Annotated in this window: 18 protein-coding genes; 12 read left to right on the top strand and 6 right to left on the bottom strand. The window is 72.6% G+C overall.

Going from position 1 to position 19,571, the window contains the following annotated elements; translation table 11 throughout:
- Together ACQKIP_RS05445 and ACQKIP_RS05440 are read right to left on the bottom strand one after the other, a co-directional pair.
- On the bottom strand, nt 1–487 hold a 487-nt coding region (locus ACQKIP_RS05445), incomplete at its 3' end, for an SRPBCC family protein (protein ID WP_427742229.1).
- Nucleotides 488–611: 124 nt separating this feature from the next.
- Complete coding sequence (locus ACQKIP_RS05440) at nt 612–1,109, bottom strand: winged helix-turn-helix transcriptional regulator (protein ID WP_365855478.1); 498 nt, start codon at nt 1,107–1,109, stop codon at nt 612–614.
- Nucleotides 1,110–1,326: 217 nt separating this feature from the next.
- Here ACQKIP_RS05440 and ACQKIP_RS05435 point away from each other — a divergent pair, with 217 nt between their 5' ends.
- The 3 genes from ACQKIP_RS05435 to ACQKIP_RS05425 all read left to right on the top strand — a co-directional run bounded on the left by ACQKIP_RS05435 (nt 1,327) and on the right by ACQKIP_RS05425 (nt 4,780).
- Complete coding sequence (locus ACQKIP_RS05435) at nt 1,327–2,187, top strand: AAA family ATPase (protein ID WP_365855480.1); 861 nt, start codon at nt 1,327–1,329, stop codon at nt 2,185–2,187.
- Nucleotides 2,184–3,584, top strand: a complete 1,401-nt coding sequence (locus tag ACQKIP_RS05430) for a vWA domain-containing protein (RefSeq protein WP_365855482.1) — start codon at nt 2,184–2,186, stop codon at nt 3,582–3,584. The genes ACQKIP_RS05435 and ACQKIP_RS05430 overlap by 4 nt, the downstream gene beginning before the upstream one ends.
- A gap of 65 nt (nt 3,585–3,649) precedes the next feature.
- The gene (locus tag ACQKIP_RS05425; protein WP_365855484.1) at nt 3,650–4,780 is read left to right on the top strand and encodes an amidohydrolase; all 1,131 of its coding nucleotides are present in this window, start codon (nt 3,650–3,652) and stop codon (nt 4,778–4,780) included.
- On the opposite strand, the gene ACQKIP_RS05420 is transcribed toward ACQKIP_RS05425, so the two are convergent.
- The 3 genes from ACQKIP_RS05420 to ACQKIP_RS05410 are packed head-to-tail and all read right to left on the bottom strand — an operon-like array spanning nt 4,764 to nt 7,716.
- Nucleotides 4,764–5,585, bottom strand: a complete 822-nt coding sequence (locus ACQKIP_RS05420) for an ABC transporter ATP-binding protein (protein WP_365855486.1) — start codon at nt 5,583–5,585, stop codon at nt 4,764–4,766. The two genes, ACQKIP_RS05425 and ACQKIP_RS05420, sit on opposite strands and share 17 nt — an antisense overlap.
- Before the next feature lie 5 nt (nt 5,586–5,590).
- Nucleotides 5,591–6,700, bottom strand: coding sequence for a FecCD family ABC transporter permease (locus ACQKIP_RS05415; RefSeq protein ID WP_365855488.1), 1,110 nt, complete (start codon nt 6,698–6,700; stop codon nt 5,591–5,593).
- Nucleotides 6,697–7,716 (bottom strand): FecCD family ABC transporter permease, encoded by a 1,020-nt coding sequence (locus ACQKIP_RS05410; protein WP_365855815.1) that lies wholly within the window; start codon nt 7,714–7,716, stop codon nt 6,697–6,699. Before ACQKIP_RS05410 ends, ACQKIP_RS05415 begins: the two co-directional genes overlap by 4 nt.
- A gap of 226 nt (nt 7,717–7,942) precedes the next feature.
- Between ACQKIP_RS05410 and ACQKIP_RS05405 the strand changes: the two genes are divergently transcribed.
- The 9 genes from ACQKIP_RS05405 to ACQKIP_RS05365 all read left to right on the top strand — a co-directional run bounded on the left by ACQKIP_RS05405 (nt 7,943) and on the right by ACQKIP_RS05365 (nt 18,360).
- Nucleotides 7,943–8,926 carry an iron-siderophore ABC transporter substrate-binding protein gene (locus ACQKIP_RS05405; protein WP_365855490.1) on the top strand — a complete coding sequence of 328 codons (984 nt, stop codon included), beginning with the start codon at nt 7,943–7,945 and terminating at the stop codon, nt 8,924–8,926.
- Complete coding sequence (locus ACQKIP_RS05400; RefSeq protein ID WP_365855492.1) at nt 8,923–9,768, top strand: 2,3-dihydro-2,3-dihydroxybenzoate dehydrogenase; 846 nt, start codon at nt 8,923–8,925, stop codon at nt 9,766–9,768. The genes ACQKIP_RS05405 and ACQKIP_RS05400 overlap by 4 nt, the downstream gene beginning before the upstream one ends.
- A gap of 39 nt (nt 9,769–9,807) precedes the next feature.
- Nucleotides 9,808–11,028, top strand: coding sequence for an isochorismate synthase DhbC (gene dhbC, locus ACQKIP_RS05395; protein WP_365855494.1), 1,221 nt, complete (start codon nt 9,808–9,810; stop codon nt 11,026–11,028).
- Entirely contained in the window at nt 11,025–12,650 is a 1,626-nt protein-coding gene (locus ACQKIP_RS05390) for a (2,3-dihydroxybenzoyl)adenylate synthase (protein WP_365855496.1), read from the top strand. The genes dhbC and ACQKIP_RS05390 overlap by 4 nt, the downstream gene beginning before the upstream one ends.
- 108 nt (nt 12,651–12,758) lie before the next feature.
- Complete coding sequence (locus ACQKIP_RS05385) at nt 12,759–13,391, top strand: isochorismatase family protein (RefSeq protein WP_365855498.1); 633 nt, start codon at nt 12,759–12,761, stop codon at nt 13,389–13,391.
- A gap of 1 nt (nt 13,392) precedes the next feature.
- Nucleotides 13,393–13,623, top strand: coding sequence for a phosphopantetheine-binding protein (locus ACQKIP_RS05380; RefSeq protein WP_365855500.1), 231 nt, complete (start codon nt 13,393–13,395; stop codon nt 13,621–13,623).
- Complete coding sequence (locus tag ACQKIP_RS05375) at nt 13,620–17,507, top strand: amino acid adenylation domain-containing protein (protein WP_365855502.1); 3,888 nt, start codon at nt 13,620–13,622, stop codon at nt 17,505–17,507. Before ACQKIP_RS05380 ends, ACQKIP_RS05375 begins: the two co-directional genes overlap by 4 nt.
- Nucleotides 17,504–17,698, top strand: coding sequence for an MbtH family NRPS accessory protein (locus ACQKIP_RS05370; protein WP_365855504.1), 195 nt, complete (start codon nt 17,504–17,506; stop codon nt 17,696–17,698). The genes ACQKIP_RS05375 and ACQKIP_RS05370 overlap by 4 nt, the downstream gene beginning before the upstream one ends.
- Complete coding sequence (locus ACQKIP_RS05365; RefSeq protein ID WP_365855506.1) at nt 17,695–18,360, top strand: 4'-phosphopantetheinyl transferase family protein; 666 nt, start codon at nt 17,695–17,697, stop codon at nt 18,358–18,360. Before ACQKIP_RS05370 ends, ACQKIP_RS05365 begins: the two co-directional genes overlap by 4 nt.
- On the opposite strand, the gene fes is transcribed toward ACQKIP_RS05365, so the two are convergent.
- Nucleotides 18,276–19,556: an enterochelin esterase gene (gene fes / locus ACQKIP_RS05360; protein WP_365855508.1), complete on the bottom strand. Its 1,281-nt coding sequence runs from the start codon at nt 19,554–19,556 to the stop codon at nt 18,276–18,278. The two genes, ACQKIP_RS05365 and fes, sit on opposite strands and share 85 nt — an antisense overlap.
- Nucleotides 19,557–19,571 lie beyond the last annotated feature (15 nt).

Raw genomic sequence — 19,571 nt, 5'->3', positions numbered from 1 at the left:
TCGCGTCCAGCGTGGCCGTCATGTTCTGCTCGAACTCCCGCATCCGTACGTACACGATCTTCTGTTCCTTCTCCGGCATCCGGTCGATCGCCTGCGAGAGGCCCGAGCGTCCTGGACCCATCTGCACCCACTGGGTCAGCTCCGTACAGCCGTCGTCCGCCGCCGCGAGGCTGAACCGCCAGACGGCGCTGGGCCGTTCGGGGTCCTCGACCGCCCAGGCGAAGACACGCGGGGCCTCGCACTGAACGACGTACGACGTGGTCTGCCACGCGCCGAACGACGCGTGCTCGCTGCGGCCGGCGAACCGGGCGCCGAGCGCGGGGCCGGCCGCCCCGTCCAGCCATTCGACGGACCGGAGCTCCGCGCTCAGCTTGGGCATCAGGCCGATGTCGGAGACGAGTTCCCACACGTGTTCCGGTGACGCGGCGATCCGTGTGCGCACCTCGACCGTCGGTTTGTCCGCGTAGCGCGCGCCTGTCCACTCCATCGTGGGTCGCCTCTCTCCGGCAGCATCAGCCGCCTCTGTCACAGCTCGTATGGTGGCTGACCACGAGAGTTGCGTAGATAGACTCACTCGTCAAGGGTGAAAGAACCGACAGCGGGACAAGGGTTCAGCGGGTGAAGCGCTCCCTGATGTCCGGCCGTTCGGCAAGACGCGCGGGGTAGCCGGGGCCGATGCGCGGGTGGGTGTCCGCGGCCGACATCGGCTCCTTGCAGTGACCGCAGACCACCTCGGGCTCGCTCTCGTGCCCGCAGCGGTCGTGCTCGAAGACGACCGGCGCCCCTTCGTCGCCGCTCAGCCAGCGGTTTCCCCAGCTGTTCATCACGGCGAGCACGCCGAAGAAGTCACGGCCCTTCTCGGTGAGCACGTAGTCGTAGCGCACGGGCTCGCTCTGATAGGCGCGCTTCTCCATCAGGCCCTCGTCGACCAGGCGGCGAAGCCGGTCGGTCAGGGTGTTGCGCGCGATGCCCAGCTGCTGCTGGAAGACGTCGAACCGCTTGATCCCGTAGAACGCCTCGCGCAGCACGAGCGGCGTCCACCAGTCGCCCAGCAGATCCATGGTGCGGGCGATGGAGCAGGGCCAGTCGGCAAAGGAGGTCCGCCTCATGCCGCAAGGATACGAGAAGGAACCATGGATCCCGGTGGGTCTCGGTACCGGACTCAGCAGACCGCGGCGGGTGCGGACGCCCTCACGTGACGTTCGACGCAAACGCGCCGCCCCCGTTGTGGAGCGGCCCGGCGGCCTGATCAGGTGGCGGAAGCCGCACACCGCCCCAGCCGCCCACCGCCCCAGCCGTACAAGCCCGCACAAGCCGGAGGCCCCGTTGCTCTTCTCATCCGTGGACGATGTCGCCGCGCGGCTCGCCGAGACGGGCTATCTGGCCTCGACGGCAGTCGCCACCACCGTCTTCCTGGCCGACCGCCTGGGCAAGCCGCTGCTCGTGGAGGGTCCGGCGGGGGTCGGCAAGACCGAACTCGCCAAGGCGGTCGCCGAGGTGGCAAACGCGCGCCTGGTCCGCCTCCAGTGCTACGAGGGCGTGGACGAGTCCCGCGCGCTCTACGAGTGGAACCACGCCAAACAGCTCCTGCGCATCACCGCGGGCCGCGACGAGTCCTGGGACGAGACGCGCACGGACATCTTCAGCGAGGAGTTCCTGCTCCCGCGCCCGCTGCTCACCGCGATCCGCGGCAGCGACCGCAAGGTGCTCCTGATCGACGAGACCGACAAGGCGGACGTCGAGGTGGAGGGTCTTCTCCTGGAGGTCCTGAGCGACTTCCAGGTCACCGTCCCCGAGCTGGGCACCATCACGGCGGAGAACCGCCCCTTCACCGTCCTCACCTCGAACGCGAGCCGCGAGCTCTCCGAGGCGCTGCGCCGCCGCTGTCTCTTCCTCCACATCGGCTTCCCCGACGAGGAGTTGGAGCGCCGCATCGTGCGCCTGAAGGTGCCCGGACTCGACGAGGCGCTCGCGCGGTCCGTCGTGCGCGTGGTCGGTGCGCTGCGCGCGATGGACCTGCGCAAGGTGCCGTCGGTCGCGGAGACCATCGACTGGGCCCGCACGCTCCTCGCGCTGGGCGCCGACTCGCTCGACGAGGACGTCGTACGCGACAGTCTCGGCGTCGTGCTCAAGCACCAGGACGACGTGCTGAAGGCGGCGGCCAAACTGGACCTGGACGCCGTATGAACCCTTCGGCCACCGGGGTCCCGGAGCGGCTCACCGCGCTCGTGCAGGCGCTGCGCTCGCACGGCATCCGGATCGGTACGGGCGAGACGGTGGACGCCGGGCAGGCGCTCGATGCCCTGGGCCTCGACGACCGGGAGCGGATACGGGAGGGCCTGGCCGCCGCGCTGCTGCACGGCGAGGGGCAGCGGCCGGTGTTCGACCCGGTCTTCGACCTGTACTTTCCGCGCGGGGTCGGCGCTCCGGACCTGCTCGACGACTCCGGCTCGGAGCGGGAGTTCGACAGGGACGACCTGCGTGACCGTCTTGCCGCCGCGCTCGCCGCCGACGACCAGGCGCTGCTCGCCCGGCTGGCGGCCGAGGCGGTCGACGGCATGGGCGGGTACGGAACGCGGCCCGGGTCCGGCGGCAGCGGCGGTTCGGACGGCTGGTCGTCGCACCAGACCCTGTCGCGGCTCCGCCCGGAGACGCTGCTTGCCCGCATCCTGGCCGGTATCCGCGAGGGAACGGCCGAAGGCGAATTCACCGACCGGCTAACCGCCGACGAGATCCGCCGCCGCATCGAGAACTTCCGCGGCCAGGTGGGCGCCGAAGCGCGCCGCCGGGTCGCCGAGCGGCGCGGCGCGGACGTGATCGCGCGGCGTGCCATCGCTCCGACCGCCGACCGGGCCGACTTCCTCCTCGCGGGCCGCGCGCAGCTCGACGAACTGCGCCGCACCGTCCAGCCGCTGGCCCGCAAGCTTGCGACGCGCCTGGCCGCGCGCCGCCGCCGGGCGGCCCGCGGCCACATCGACCTGCGCAGAACGCTGCGTGGCTCCCTCTCGACGGGCGGTGTGCCGATGCGCCCGGTCCTGCGCCGGCGCCGTCCCGCGCGCCCCGAACTGGTCCTCCTGTGCGACGTGTCCGGCTCTGTGGCGGGCTTCGCCAACTTCACGATGCTGCTCGTCCAGGCGCTGCACGACCAGTTCAGCAAGGTGCGGGTGTTCGCCTTCGTCAACCGCGTCGACGAGGTGACCGGTCTGATCGCGCGGGGCACGGCCGACCCCGAGGGCCTGGGCAGCCGCATCATCTCGGGAGCGGCGGTCACCGGCTACCACGGCAGCAGCGACTACGGCACCTCCCTGGGCGAGTTCGCCGAGCGGTACGCCGCGGCGGTCACGTCGCGCTCCACGGTCTTCGTGCTCGGAGACGCCCGCACGAACATGAGCGACCCGAACGTCCCCGCGCTGCGCGCGATCGCCTCCCGCGCCCGCAAGCTGTACTGGCTCAACCCGGAGGGCCGCGCCCAGTGGCAGACGGGCGACTCGGCGGCCGGTACCTACGCGGAGTTCGTGGAGATGTACGAGTGCCGCAACGCCCGGCAGCTCAGCGCGCTGATCGGACGGCTGCTGCCGGTCTGAGGCCCGGCGGACGGCCGACCGTAAGCTGTCCGGGCGGGGGCCGGCGGCAGTGGCGAGGAGGACGTGTGGCAGGCGACGGGCTCAAGGAGGAGATCCGGGCTCGGATCGGTGAGGTGCGAGGCGAGCTCGTCGGGCTCAGCCGGCGGATCCACGCCCATCCGGAGATCGCCTTCGAGGAGCGGCAGGCCGCCGGGTGGTGCGCGGACGTGCTGCGCGGTCACGGCTTCGCGGTCACCGCCGGGGCATACGGGCTGGACACCGCCTTCGCGGCGACCCTGGGGTCGGGTCCCGTGACCGTCGCGTTGACTTGTGAGTACGACGCGCTGCCCGGCATGGGGCATGCCTGCGGGCACAATCTGATCGCGGCGGCGGGCGTGGGGGCCGCGCTCGGACTCGCGCCGTTCGTGGACCAACTGGGGCTCACCGTGCGCGTCTTGGGCACTCCGGCCGAGGAGAGCGGCGCGGGGAAGGCGCTGCTGCTCGATGCCGGGGCCTTCGAGGGGGTCGACGCGGCGATGATGGTGCATCCGTGTCCGTTCGAGGTGGCCGACTTCCACTCGTACGCGATGGGGGCGCTCTCGGTGACGTACACGGGCAAGTCCGCGCACGCCGCGCTCAACCCGCAGGACGGGCGGAACGCGGCCGACGCGCTGACGGTGGCGCAGGTCGCTCTCGGGCTGCTCAGGCAGCAGTTGCCCGGCGAGTGGAAGGTGCACGGGATCACCACGGAGGCCGGGACGGCGCTGAACGCGATCCCGGAGCGGGCGAGCGCCGCGTACGCGCTGCGGACTCCGTCGGTGGAGGAACTGCGGGAGCTGCGGGAGCGGGTGGCCGACTGCTTCCGGGCGGGGGCGCTCGCGGCCGGGTGCGCGGTGGAGCTGGAGCAGCCCGCGCCCGACTATCTCGACTTCCGCTCCGATGCCGGTCTCCTCGCGCTGTGGGAGGCGAACGCGCGCGCCGTGGGACGCCCCGAACCGCAGCGGCGCGGGCCCTTCGCCTCCACGGACATGGGCAACGTCTCGCACGTCGTGCCCTCCATCCACCCCGTGCTCGACATCAGCGGGGGCGGCTGCGGCCCGCACCAGCCGGAGTTCGCCGCCGCGGCGGCCACCCCGGCCGCCGAGCAGACCATGGTCGACGGGGCGGTGGGGCTCGCGTGGACGGCTGCGGACTTCGCGGTCAGCCGGACTGCTTGACCGTCTTCGCCGGAGCGTGCACGGTCGTCGCCTTTGCCGACGGTACGACCACCGGGGAGCCGTCGCCCGGCGCCCGCAGGATGTCCGCGTCGATCCCGTACAGCTCCTTGACGAGATCGGCGGTCACCACTTCGCGGGCCGGGCCGTTGGCGACGACTTTGCCCGCGTTCATGGCGATGACGGTGTCGGCGTAACGGGCGGCGCTCGCCAGGTCGTGCAGGACCATGACGACGGTGCGGCCCGCGGCGGCCACCTCCCGTACCAGGGAGAGGACTTCGACGGCGTGCCCGAGGTCCAGGGCGCTGGTCGGCTCGTCGAGGAGCACGATCGGCGTCTGCTGCGCGAGGACCATCGCGAGCCAGCAGCGCTGGCGCTGACCGCCGGAGAGGTGGTCGAGGCGGCGCGTGGCGAGGTCCGTGGTGCCGGTGGCTTCGAGGGCCTCGCGTACGGCGGCCTCGTCCTCGCGGGACCACTGGCGGAACAGGCCCTGGTGGGGGTGGCGGCCGTAGCGGACGAGTCCGGCGACGGTGACAGCCTCGGGGGCCTGCGGGGACTGGGCGAGCAGCGCGATGCGGTGGGCGGCTCGGCGCTGGGTGAGCTGCCACACGTCCTCGTCCCCGGCCCGCACCGTGCCCGAACTCGGCTTGTGCAGGCGGGATATGGAGCGCAGGAGCGTCGACTTGCCGCAGCCGTTGGGGCCGACGATGGCGGCGACCTGCCCGCTGGGGATGGTCAGGTCGACGCCGTCCACGGCGGCGGTGTGGCCGGGGTATCCGGAGGTGAGCGCCTCGACGGTCAGTTGCACGGGGGTCAGGCCTTTCCGGTCTGCTGCTCGGAATTCTTGCCGAAGAGGACCCAGAGGAGGAAGGGTCCGCCGAGGACGCTGGTGATGACGCCGACCGGGATCTCCACGGGGGCGACGACGCGGCCCAGTGCGTCGGCGGCGCCCACGAGGGCCGCGCCGACCAGGGCCGAGCCGATGACCGGGACCCGGGTCGGGCCGCTGAGCCGGCCTGCCACGACGGGCGCGGCGAGCGCGACGAAGGCGATGGGGCCGCCGATGCCGACGGCGACGCCGGACAGGGCCACGGCGAGCGCGAGGGTCACGGCGCGCACGCGGCGGACGTTGACGCCGAGTGTGGCCGCCATGTCGTCGTCGAAGCGCAGGAGTTGCAGGCGGCTGCCCGCGACGAGGGCGAGCGGGACGAGGACGAGCAGGAGGAAGGACAGGGGCGTGCCCACGCTCCAGTCGCGGCCGCTGAGCGAGCCGACGGTCCAGAGGAAGACGCCACCCGCGGTGTTGTCGTTCTCGCGGGACATGACGAGGTCGGTGACGGCGCCGATGACGGTGGAGACGCCGATGCCGACCACGAGGATGCGGTATCCCCCGCTGCCGGCGCCGCCCGCGCAGGCGACGACGACCATGGCCGCGGCAGCGGCGCCGAGCGGCCCGAGCCACCAGTCGCCGATCATGCCGGTGGACGAGCCGACGACGGAGGCGACGACGGCCGCGGTGGCGCCTTCGTTGACGCCGATGATGTCGGGGGTGGCGAGGCGGTTGCCCGCGAGCGTCTGGGTCAGGCATCCGGCGATGCCGAGCGCGGCGCCGACCATGAGCCCGACGGCGATCCGCGGGAGGCGGAAGTCCTGCACCAGCATGACGGTGGCGGAATCGCCCGTTCCGAGCAGTCCGGAGAGGCTGTCGGAGAAGCTCATTCCGGTGGAGCTCGCGAAGGTGGCGAGCGCGACGACCACCCCGATGAGGAGCGTGAGTCCGACGGCGGCGAGGGCGCTGCGGTAGGGGAAGAGCCAGGAGAAGGTCCCGGCGCGGACGGCCTTGGAATCGGGCGGGGTGATGTCGGCCGGCACTGCTTTCGGGGCTTCCGGGGCCCCCGACTCGGATGTCTCTGGAGCGCTCACGAGGCGACTCCCGCCGTGGACATCCGCTGCGAGCGTGCGATCCAGATGAGCAACGGGCCGCCGATGAAGGCGAGAAGCACGCTCACCGGGGTCTCCCAGGGGCGGATCACGATCCTGGCGAGCAGGTCGGCGGCGATCATCACGTTCGCGGCGACCAGCGCGGAGAGGACCAGCTGGCCCGCCATCCGGGGTCCTGTCACGGCGCGGGCGGCGTACGGGGCGAGCAGGCCGAGGAAGGCGATGGGTCCCGCGAGGGCGACCGCCGAGCCCGCGAGGAGCGTCACGGCCCCCGCGACGATCAGGCGGATGCGCCCCGGGTGGTGGCCCAGGGAGCGTGCGCTGTCGTCGCCGAGCGCGAGCGCGGCCAGCGGACGTACGCAGCAGAAGGCGATCAGGAGACCGGCCGCGATCAGCGGGATCAGGGGGTAGGTCTCCGACGTCTTGATGCCGGCCAGTGAACCGATGGTCCAGTAGCGGTAGGTGTCGAAGGTGGCCTGCTCGCCCAGCAGGACGTACGAGGTCATGCCGTGGAAGGTGGCGCCGAGCGCCGACCCGGCGAGCACGAGCCGCAGCGGCGAGCCCGCGGCCCGCCCGGAAGCGGCGAGCAGCAGCACCACCGCGCTCGCGGCCATGCCGCCGACCAGGGCCCACACCAACACGCCGTAGGCCGAGGTCACTTCGAAGTAGGTGAGGCCGATCACCACGCCGAGCGCGGCCCCGGAGTTGACCCCGAGGAGTCCCGTCTCGGCGAGCGGGTTGCGCGTGACGGCCTGGAGGAGGCAGCCCGCCGCGCCGAGGGCGACGCCGACCAGGACGCCGGCGAGCGTACGCGGGAGGCGTACGTCCATGACGGCCAGCCGGATCTGGGCGTCGGCCCGGGCGGAGGGATCTCCGGTGAGGAAGTCCCAGGCGCGGCCCATCGGCGTCGACCCGGATCCGACCAGGAGCGAAAGCAGGCCGAGCAGCAGAAGCAGGACGACGAGGCCGGCCGCCGCCCACAGCGTGGGGCGATGCATCTTCGCCAAGTCCGGTATCGGAGGTCTGGATCCGGACGTTGGGACCGGCCCCCCTTGCGCAACCAACATGAAGTTAGCCTAACCTAACCTTGACCTGGAGCCCCGAGTCGGGGTGCGGGCGAACTCCCTGTTCCCTCAGGGGGATTTCGTCATGCCCCGACACGGCCAGGGATAACCCTTATGTCCGGTCTGACCCCCGGACTTCAGAAGCATGGAGATCACGGACATGTCCTCGAACCACACCCCGCGTACCCGGTTGACCGCGGTTGCGGCCCTTGCTCTGGCCTCCGCGCTCGCCCTCTCCGCCTGCGGTTCCGACTCGTCCGACGACTCTTCCTCGGGGGACAAGGCCAAAAACGCCGGCAAGAGCGTCACCGTGACCGACGCCTCCGGTGCGGAGGTAAAGGTTCCGGCCAATCCGCAGAAGGTCGTCGCGCTGAGCGAGATGGACCTGGACTCCGCCCTCGCCCTGAAGGTCAAGCCCGTCGGCCTTTCGGCGGGCAGAGGCCAGAAGGGCGCCCCCGAGTACCTGGCCGACCAGGCCAAGGACATCCCGGTGGTGGGCGCGGTCACCGGGCCCGACGTCGAGAAGGTCCTCCAGGCCAAGCCGGACGTCATCCTCGCCGGCCAGCTCGCCGACCAGCAGGTCCTCAAGCAGCTCAAGGCGATAGCCCCGACCGTCGTCACGATCGACAGGACCAAGGACTGGAAGAAGTCCCTGGAGCTCACCGGCAAGGTGCTCGGCAAGTCCGACGAGGCGAGCACCTTCCTCGACGACTACGACACCAAGGCCGCCGACGTGCAGAAGAACCTCGGTGACAACGCCGGCGCGAGCGTCTCCGTGGCGCGCTACTCCGCCAAGGGCACCGCCGTGATGCAGCAGGGCGTCTTCATCTCCGACGTCCTGAAGGACCTCGGCTTCAAGCGGCCCGGCATCCAGAACAAGAAGGGCGAGGGCCACTCGACGCCGCTCAGCGACGAGGACCTGAAGCAGATCGACGCCGACTGGCTGTTCATCGGCACGCTCGGCTCCGCGGGCCCGGACGCCAAGCTCTTCGAGGAGCTCAAGGGCAAGGCCGCCTACAAGCAGCTCGACGCCGTCAAGAAGGACCACACCACCGAGATCGACGGCTCGAAGTGGACCAGCCTGGGCGGCGCGCAGGCCGCCGTCTCCGTCCTCGACGACGTCGAGAAGGCGATGGGCAAGTGACTTCCGGCATAGCCGACTCCGGCGCGGCCGGCCCGGAGCTCGCGGGCCGGGTGGCCCTGGTCACCGGCGCGGGCCGGGGCATCGGACAGGCAGTGGCCCGCGCGCTCGCCGAGCGCGGCGCGCGGGTCGTGGCCGCCGACCGGTCGCCCGACGTCAAGAAGCAGGACGCCGGGCAGCAGGACACCGAGCAGCGGACCGACGGGCAGCGGGCCGGCGGCGGCCTCATCACCGGCCTCGTCCTCGACGTCACCGACGCGGCAGCCGTGGACGCGGCGTTCGAGGAAATCGAGCGCACCGCGGGGCCGTTGGACATCCTCGTCAATGTGGCGGGCATCCTCAGGCCCGCCCCGGTCGTCGAACTCACCGACACCGACTGGGCGGAGACGTTCGCCGTCAACACGAACGGCGTCTTCCACACCTCGCGCGCCGCGGCCCGCCGCATGACCGCGCGGGGCAAAGGGTCCATCGTCACGGTCGGCTCGAACGCCGCGGGCGTGCCCCGTACCCAGATGGCCGCGTACGCCGCGTCCAAAGCCGCGGCCACGATGTTCACCAAATGTCTCGGCCTCGAGGTGGCCCGCGACGGCGTGCGCTGCAACGTCGTGTCGCCCGGCTCCACCCATACCGACATGCAGCGGCAGCTGTGGACGGACGATCACGAGCAGGCCGCGGCCCGCGTCATCGAGGGCGACAGCGCCTCCTACCGGGTCGGCATCCCGCTCGGCCGGATCGCCGACCCCTCCGACATCGCCGAAGCGGTCGCCTTCCTGGTCTCCGACCGGGCCCGGCACATCACCATGCACGACCTGTACGTGGACGGCGGCGCCACCCTGCGCGCCTGAAGACCGCGCCGCCCTCCCCTACTTGACGAGGAGTCATCCGTGACACCCCCCAATGACGTGGTCGCACTCGACGCCCCCACCACCCCCGGGGCCGTCGGCGCGGCGACCGCGCTGCTCGACGCCTACCGACCCGGCGACACCCGGTTCTTCGCGTCGCCCACCCGCACCCTCCTCGCCCACGGCACGGCAGCCGAAGTACCGCACGACGAGCGGCCGTTGGCGGAGCGGGTCGCCGCGACCCTCGACGCCCAGCTGCGCGCGGGCAACCAGGCCCCGGTCGTGGTCGGCTCCATCCCCTTCGACCCCGCCGAGCCCGCGGTGCTCGCCGTGCCCGAAGCGGCACGCTGGGCGCCCGCCCTGCGCACCGACCCGCTCGTCGCGCTGCCCACGCCGCCGCCGGCCACGGCGGGCGGCTGGCAGGTGCGCGAGGTTCCGTCGGGCGACCAGTACGCCGCTTCGGTCGGGGCCGCCGTGGCCCGCATGAAGATCGGCGAGTTCGACAAGGTCGTCCTGGCCCGCACCCTTGAGCTGTCCGCGGACGGCCCGCTCGACCTGCCCGCCATGCTCCAGCGCCTGGCCCGCCGCGACCCGCGCGGCTACTCCTTCGCCGTACCCACGGGCGCGGGCCGCACCCTCCTGGGCGCAAGCCCGGAGCTGCTCGTCTCCCGGCACGGCAACCGGCTCACGGCCAACCCGCTCGCCGGTTCCACGCCCCGCTCGGCCGACCTCGCCGAGGACGTGCGCCGGGCCGCCGCGCTGCTCGAATCGGCGAAGGACCTGCACGAGCACGCCGTCGTGGTGGACGCCGTGCACAAGGCCCTGGCCCCGTTCTGCGGCGACCTCGACGTGCCGGAGCGGCCCACCCTGGTCCGCACCGCCACCATGTGGCACCTGTCGACGACGGTCACCGGCGAGCTCGCAGACCCGGCCACCTCCGCCCTGGACCTGGCCACCGCCCTGCACCCGACTCCGGCCGTCTGCGGTACCCCTACCGGGCACGCCCGTGCCGTCATCGGCGAGCTCGAGCCGTTCGGCCGCGGTCACTACACCGGCATGGTCGGCTGGAGCGACGCACGCGGCGACGGCGAGTGGGTCGTCACGATCCGCTGCGCCGAGGCCGAGCAGACGGAGGACGGCAGCGGACGTCTGCGGCTCTTCGCGGGCGCGGGAGTCGTCGCGGACTCCTCGCCGGAGGCCGAACGCGCCGAGACGGGCGCCAAGTTCCGCACGTTCCTGGACGCGGTGGGGGTCGACCGATGACGACGGCAGACAGCCGCAGAGACGCACCGCGCATCCCCGAGGTCTTCGCCGAGCGGTACCGGGCAGCCGGGTACTGGCGCGGCGAGACGTTCGGCGGCATGCTCCGCGAGCGCGCCGACGCACACCCGGCCCGGGTGGCGGTCACGGACGGCGAGCGGAACTGGACGTACGGCGAACTCGACGTACGCGCGGACCAGTTGGCCGCCGGGTTCGCGGCACGCGGCATCACCAAGGGTGACCGGGTCGTCGTCCAGCTGCCGAACGTCGCCGAGTTCTTCGAGGTGATCTTCGCGCTCTTCCGGATCGGCGCGCTGCCGGTCTTCGCGCTGCCCGCGCACCGCGAGACGGAGATCCACTACTTCTGCGAGTTCACCGAGGCCGTCGCCTACGTCATCCCGGACAAGGCCGGCGGCTTCGACCACCGCGACCTCGCCTCGAAGATCCTCGCCGAAGTGCCCACCCTGCGCGAGGTGTTCGTGGTCGGCGATCCCGGCGAGCACACGGCCCTGGCCGACGTACCGTGCGAGCCGGCGCCGCTCGACGGACCCGAGCCGTCCGACCTGGCGTTCCTCCAGCTGTCCGGCGGCAGCACGGGCGTGCCCAAGCTGATCCCGCGCACCCACGACGACTACATGTACTCGCTGTGGGGCTCGAACGAGATCTGCGGCGTGACGGAGGACTCCGTCTTCCTCGTGGCGCTGCCCGCGGCCCACAACTTCCCGCTCTCGTCGCCCGGTTCGCTCGGACTGCTCTACGCGGGCGGCCGTGTCGTGATGTGCCCGCAGCCCGACCCGGACACCGCGTTCCCCCTCATCGAGCGGGAACGCGTGACGATCACCGGTCTCGTCCCGCCGCTCGCCCTGGTGTGGACCGACGCCGGGCGCACCACGCCGTACGACATCTCCAGCCTGGAGGTGCTTCTGGTGGGCGGCGCGAAGTTCAGCGAGTCGGCGGCCCGGCGGGTCGCCCCGGCCCTGGGCTGCACCCTCCAGCAGGTCTTCGGGATGGCCGAGGGCCTGGTCAACTACACGCGGCTCGACGACCCGGCGGAGACCATCGTCACCACGCAGGGCCGCCCCATATCGCCGGACGACGAGGTCCGCATCGTCGACGACCTCGACGAGGACGTCCCGGAAGGCCAGGCGGGCCATCTGCTGACCCGCGGCCCGTACACCATCCGCGGTTACTGGCGTGCCCCCGAGCACAACGCCCGTTCGTTCACCGCCGACGGCTTCTACCGCACCGGCGACATCGTCAGCCGCACGCCGACCGGGCATCTGGTCGTCGAGGGCCGGGCGAAGGACCAGATCAACCGCGGCGGCGAGAAGATCGCGCCGGAGGAGGTCGAGAACATCATTCTCGCCCACCCGCACGTCCACGACGTGTCGGTCGTCGCCGTCCCCGACGAGTATCTCGGCGAGCGGACCCTCGCCTACGTCATCCTGCGCGCGGACGCCGAGCCGCTGAAGCCCGTGGTGATCAAGAAATTCGTACGGGAGCGGGGGCTCGCCGCCTACAAGGTCCCCGACCGCGTCGAGTTCGTGGCCGCTTTCCCGCAGACCGGCATCGGCAAGATCAGCAAGAAGGACCAGCGGACGACCGCCGCCGCTCCGGGGGCCTGACCTCCGCGCGGCCGACCACCGCGCGGCCGACCACCGCGCGAGGGCCCCTGCCCGGCAGCATCCCCGGTCCACCCCTGCATTCCTGAATTCCCGAAAGGCCCCCACACCATGGCGCTTCCCGCCGTCACGCCGTACCCGATGCCCTCGTCCGACGAGCTGCCCGACAACCGGGTCGCGTGGACCATCGACCCGCAGCGGGCGGTGCTGCTCGTGCACGACCTGCAGAACCACTTCCTGACCGCCTACACCCCCGACACCTCGCCGACCACCGAACTGCTGGCGAATGTGGCCGAGTTGGCGAAGTCGGCGCGGGCGGCCGGCATCCCGGTCCTGTACTCCGCGCAGCCGGGCGGCCAGTCGCCGGCCGAGCGTGGTCTCCAGCAGGACTTCTGGGGACCCGGTCTGCCCGACGACGAGCACGCGAAGGCGATCGCGGGCCCGGTCGCGCCGGAGCCCGGCGACACCGTGCTCACGAAGTGGAAGTACAGCGCGTACGTCCGTACCGACCTCGAGGAGCGCATGCGCGAGGCGGGCCGGGACCAGATCGTCATCGTCGGCGTGTACGCGCACATCGGCGTCCTGATGACGGCCTGCGACGCGTGGATGCGGGACGTGCAGGCGTTCGTCGTCGCGGACGCCGTGGCCGACTTCTCGCGCGAGGACCACGACATGGCGCTGCGCTACGCGGCAGGCCGGTGCGCGGTCGTCACCACCACCGACACGGTTCTGAAGGGGATCTGACATGGCGCTCAGCGTGGAACTGATACGGGCCGACGTCGCCGATGTCCTGGGCGAGGAGCCCGCCGACATCCCTCTCGACGAGAACCTCGTCGACTACGGGCTCGACTCGGTGCGCATCATGTCGCTCATCGAGCGCTGGCGCCGTGAGCACGACATCACCGCGACGTTCGTGGACCTGGCCGAGCAGCCCGCCGTCGAGGCCTGGGCGAAGATCCTTGGAGCCTCGGCATGAGGCTCACCGCTGCCCAGTCGGGCATGTGGTTCGCGCAGGCGCTCGACCCCGGAAGCCCGGCCCAGAACACGGCCGAGTGCCTGGAGATCCACGGTCCCGTCGACCCGTCGCTGTTCGCGCGGACGCTGCGCCAGGTGGTCTCCGAGGCCGATGCGCTGCGCGTACGGATCATCGAAGGGACGGACGGGCCACAGCAGTTGGAGGTCGTCGAGCCGACGCTTCCGCTGAAGGTGCGCGACCTGCGTGCCGCGTCCGATCCGGACGCCGAGGCGCAGGCGTGGATGCGCGAGGACCTGGCCACGCCGTTCGACCTGGCGGCGGGGCCGCTGTTCGCGCACGCCCTGTTCCGCGTCGGCGACGAACGCTGGCTGTGGTACCAGCGGGTGCACCACATCGTGATGGACGGCTTCGGTTACTCGCTGCTCGCCCGCCGCACCGCCGAGGTCTACACCGCGCTCGCCGCGGGCGGGGAACCGGGCGAGAGTCCCTTCGGCCGGCTTGAGGACCTGGTCGCCGAGGACACCGCCTACCGAGCCTCGGAGACGTTCGAGACGGACCGCCGTCACTGGGACGGCGCCTTCGCCGACCGCCCCGACGCCCCCAACCTGGCCGGGCGCACCGCGCTGCCGTCGCGCACCTTCCACCGCCGCAGCGCGCACCTCTCCCCCGGGGCGACGGCCCGGCTGCGCGAGGCGGCGTCCTCGATGCGGGCGACCTGGCCGGAGGTGCTCGTCGCCGCGCAGGCGCTGTACGTCTCGCGGGCCACCGGCTCCGCCGAGGTGGTGCTGGGTCTGCCGATGATGGGCCGGATGGGTTCGGTGGCGCTGCGCGTGCCCGGCATGGTGATGAACGTGCTGCCGCTGCGGCTCACCGTGACCCCGCAGGCGACGTTCGCCGAGCTGACCCGGCAGGTGGTGCTCGGCATCCGCGCCGCCCGCCGCCACCAGCGCTACCGCTACGAGGACATCCGCCGCGACCTGGGCCTCCTGGGCGAGGGCCGGTCCCTGGTGGGGCCGCTGGTCAACGTCATGCCGTTCGACTACGGCCTGACGTTCGCGGGCGCCCGCACACAGGCACGCAACCTGTCGGCGGGCCCGGTCGAGGACCTCACGGTCAACGTCTACGACCGTGCCGACGGCAGCGGTCTGCGCATCGACTACGACGGCAACCCCGCCCTGTACGAGCCGGACGAACTCGGCGCCCACCAGGCGCGGTTCATGGAGCTCCTGGAGCGCATCGCCGAGGCGGAGCCGCACACGCCGCTCGCCGAGCACACCATCGCCCGCCGTGCCGAACTCACCCTGGTGATCGACGAGTTCAACGCCACCGCGCAGCCGGTGCCGCCGACCACGCTGATCGGCCCGATCGAGGGCCAGGCCGTGCGCACCCCGGACGCCACCGCCCTGGTCTTCGGCGACCAGGAGCTGACGTACGCGGAGCTGAACGCCCGCGCCAACCGGCTCGCCCACCACCTCGCCGGGATCGGCGTACGTCCGGGCGCGCTCGCGGCGGTCGCCGTGCCGCGCTCCCTGGACCTGGTGATCACCCTCCTCGCCGTGCTCAAGGCGGGCGGCGCCTATCTGCCCCTGGACCCGGACTATCCGGCGGACCGTCTCGCGTACATGCTGGACGACGCCGGGCCGGCCTGCGTGATCGCCGACCGCGCCGACCGGGTGCCCGCTTCGGGTGTTCCGCTGGTCGCCCTGGACGGCCTGGACACGACGCCCTACGGCTCGTACGACCCGCCGCGCGCGCTCACCCCGCACCATCCCGCGTACGTCATCTACACGTCCGGTTCGACCGGCCGCCCCAAGGGCGTCGTCGTGCCGCACTCGGCGATCGACAACCGGCTGCGCTGGATGCAGGCCCAGTACGAACTCGCGCCCGGCGACCGGGTATTGCAGAAGACCCCGTCCGGGTTCGACGTGTCGGTGTGGGAGTTCTTCTGGGCGCTGCGGGTGGGCGCGACGCTCGTCGTCGCCGAGCCCGGCGGCCACAAGGACCCCGCGTATCTGGCCCGCGTCATCCGCGAACAGGACGTCACCGTCTGCCACTTCGTGCCCTCGATGCTCCAGGTGTTCCTGGCCGAACCGGCCGCCGCCGACTGCAAGGGCCTGCGGCACGTCTTCTGCAGCGGCGAGGCCTTGCCGCGCGAGACGGTCCGGGAGTTCGGGCGCGTCCTCGACGGCGTACCGCTGCACAATCTGTACGGTCCGACCGAGGCCGCCGTCGACGTGACGTACCACCCGTGCGCCACCGACGCGACGGGCCCGGTGCCGATCGGCAAGCCCGTCTGGAACACCCGTCTGTACGTCCTGGACGCGGCGCTCCAGCCGTGCCCGCCCGGCGTCCAGGGCGAGCTGTATCTGGCGGGCACCCAGCTGGCAGCCGAGTACCTGGGCAGGCCCGAGCTGACCGCGGCCAGGTTCGTCGCCGACCCCTACGGCCCGCCCGGCACCCGCATGTACCGCACGGGCGACCTGGCGCGCTGGACCGAGCACGGCGAGATCGAGTATCTGGGCCGCACCGACCACCAGGTGAAGCTGCGCGGCCTGCGCATCGAACTGGGGGAAATCGAGGCCGAGTTGGCGGCCGATGCCGCGGTGGGCGCGGCCAGCGTCCTGGTCCGCGAGGACCGACCGGGCGACCAGCGGCTCGTCGGGTACGTGACGCCCAGCGACACCGGAGCCGTCCCCGCCCCCGAGGAGCTGCGCGCCCGGCTCGCCCGGTCCCTGCCCGACTACATGGTGCCCGGCGCGATCCTCGTCCTCGACGACTTCCCGCTCAGCCCGAACGGCAAGCTGGACCGGCGCGCCCTGCCCGCCCCCTCCTTCGAGGGCTCCGCCGAGGGCGGCCGGGTGCCGAGCGGCCACCGCGAGGAGACGCTGACGCGGCTCTTCGCCGAAATCCTGGGCGTGCCCCAGCTCGGCGTGGACGACGCGTTCTTCGACCTCGGCGGCACCTCGCTCCTTGCGGCACGCCTTGTCTCCCGGATCCGCGACACCCTGGGCGCCAAGCTCACCATCGGCACGCTCTTCACGGCGCAGACCCCGGCGGCGCTCGCCGCCCACCTGGACGCGGACCACAGCGCGGCCGACCAGGCCCTGAACGTGCTGCTCGCACTGCGCGCGGGCGGCGACCGCACCCCGCTGTTCGCGTTCCACCCGGCGGGCGGCATCAGCTGGTGCTACTCGGGGCTGCTCTCGCGGCTCGACCCCGGCCAGCCGGTGTACGGCCTCCAGGCGCGCGGTCTGCACGGCGAGGGCAAACTCCCCGCCACGATGGAGGAGATGGCGGCCGAGTACGTCGACGCGCTGCGCGCGGTGCGGCCGCACGGCCCCTACCGGCTGCTCGGCTGGTCCGTGGGCGGTGTCCTCGCCCACACGGTCGCCGTGCTTCTCCAGGAGGCGGGCGAGGACGTCGAGTTCCTGGCGCTGCTCGACGCCTATCCGTCCGACCAGTGGCGCGACGCCGTGGTCCCGGAGGAGGCGGACGCCCTCACGGCGCTCCTGCGGATGGCCGGCTACGACCGTACGGACGAGCTGACCCGCGAGGATGTCCTCGCCACGCTCCAGCACGAGGGCAGCGCCCTCGCGGGACTGCCGGACCGGACCCTGTCGGCGGTGCTCGACATCGTGGTCAACAACGCCCGTCTGATGCGCGAGCACGAGCACCGCGCCTTCGACGGCGACGCGCTGTTCTTCACGGCGGCAGCGCCGCGCGCCGAGGACTGGCTGACCAGGGAGGCCTGGGCGCCCTACGTCAACGGCTCGATCAGCAACCACGACGTGGACTGCCTGCACCCGGAGCTGACCCAGCCGCACCGCCTCGACGAGGTCTGTGCCGTCATCGCCGCCCGACTCAAGGAGCTGGACCACGCATGACGACCGCACCCGGCCCCTTCGACGCCATCGACTCCGGTGACACCGAGCCGACCCACCTGGTCCTGGAGAACGCGCTCGGCGAGTACTCCCTGTGGCCGCTCTTCCGCCGCGTGCCCGAGGGCTGGCACACGGTGTACGGCCCGCAGACGCACGGTCGCTGTGTGGCCCGCCTCCAGGATCCGCCCGCGTGACGCAGACCGAGCTGGTCCGCCCGGCGCCACTCGACGTGTCGCTCCTCGACGCCGACGAGCGGCGCCGGGCGGCGGCGTTGCGGAACCCGGCGGACCGGGAGCTGTACGCGGCGGCGCACTCGGCGCTGCGCAGGGGCCTCGGCGAGCGTCTCGCCGTCGATCCGGCGGCGGTGGAACTGGTGCGACTTCCGTGCCCGCTGTGCGGCGGCCCGCACGGCCGCCCCGCGGTGGCCTCGGACACGGGCCCGCACTTCTCCCTCTCGCACACGGACGGTCTGGCCCTGCTCGCCTTCGCGGACCGGCCGGTCGGCGCCGACGTGGAGAGGCTGCCGTCCGCGGAGGTCCTTGCCGATGTGGCTGCTTCCCTGCACCCGCGGGAACAGGCGGAGCTGGCCGAACTCCCTGATGCGGACAGGCCCTTGGCCTTTGCCCGCTGCTGGACCCGCAAGGAGGCGGTCCTCAAGGGCACGGGCGAGGGTCTTGCCGGTGGCGGGATGGCGACGCTGCTCGTGGGGACAGGGCCCGCGCCCCTCGCCGTCCGGGGCTGGACGGTGCGGGACGTGGCCGCCCCCGGGGGTTACGCGGCGGCGGTGGCCACCGCGGACCGGTCGCCGAGCAGCCCGACGAGTCCGTCCGCGAGCTCGGTGCGCCAGCACAGGTAGTCGTGCCCGCCGTTGAACTCGCGGTACACGGCGTCGTCGTACCCCTTCTCGCGCAGTGTGGCGCGCAGCCTGCGCATGGCGGGCAGCGCGACCCACTCCTGCTCGCCGGCCGAGATCCAGAACCGCACGGGCAGCCTCTCGCTCGCGGCGATGCGCCCGGTCAGCCACTCGGAGCGTTCGAGGTCGGGGCCGTCGGGCCACCAGAAGGAACCCGACTGCGCGAGGACGCGGCCGAACCGGCCCGGCGCGATCACTCCGGCGTACGCGGCAGTGAGACCGCCGAGGCTCTGGCCCGCGACGACGGTCCGCGCCGGGTCGCCGGTCAGGGAGAGCCGCTCGCCCGCCCAGGGCAGCAGTTCGGTCTCCAGGAAGGTGACGAAGCGTTCGTTGCAGGCGAGTTCCTCCCAGCGCTGGTCGGCGCTGAGGGATTCGGGCAGCAGGGCGGCGAGCGGCGGGATGCGGCCGTCGGCGATGAGGTTGTCCAGGAGGGCCGCGACGTCCAGGCCGGGCTGCCACATCTCGCCGTCCATGAGCACCAGGACCGGCAGGTCGCGCCCGCCGCCCGGCGGCTCGTACAGGTGCACCCGCCGTTCGTTGCCGAGCAGTTCGCTGCGGACGGTGTGCGTGCTGACGGTGCCGCGCGCGACCCCGTCGCGGCGCTGCCAGTCGTCGCCGGTCGGCGCCTGCGGCAGCTCGACGTACGAGACCGGCTCGCCTCCCCAACGCCGGGCGAGGGTACGCGCGTTGAGCGGGTCGGCCCGCTGCTGCTGCCGCAGCCAGGGCCAGTACGCGGCGTCGTCCGCCCGCGGCCCGTCCCCCTCGTCCACGCACAGGCCGTACGTCGCACGCCAGTCGGCGCGCATCCGGACCGACCAGTGCCAGATGTCGGTGCCCGGCACCCGCTCCATCAGATTGCGGGCCAGGTCACGCGGGTCGACGATCTTGTTGGGCATCACCAGGACGGCGCGCGTCGCATCCGTGCCGCGCCACAGGAAGGTGACCACCCGCTGCCCGTCGTCGCCCTGCGGGTCGGGCTCGACGAGCGGCGCTCCGCCCGCGGCCCGCACGGCATCCCAGAAGTCGCCGCGCTCCGCGGCCCGCGCCACCCACGCACTGTCCGCGCGCTCGACGGGCCGCGGCCGCGGGATGCGGGGCGGCCTGCGGGTCGCCCCGTCGGGAGGAGCGGTGTGCGGCATCGGGGAGCCTCCGGG

Origin of the sequence: Streptomyces sp. NPDC059900, assembly GCF_050270335.1 — a bacterium.
Lineage (GTDB): Bacteria > Actinomycetota > Actinomycetes > Streptomycetales > Streptomycetaceae > Streptomyces.
The sequence above is the reverse complement of the archived record's forward strand: the minus strand, read 5'-3'. Positions and strand labels throughout refer to the sequence as shown.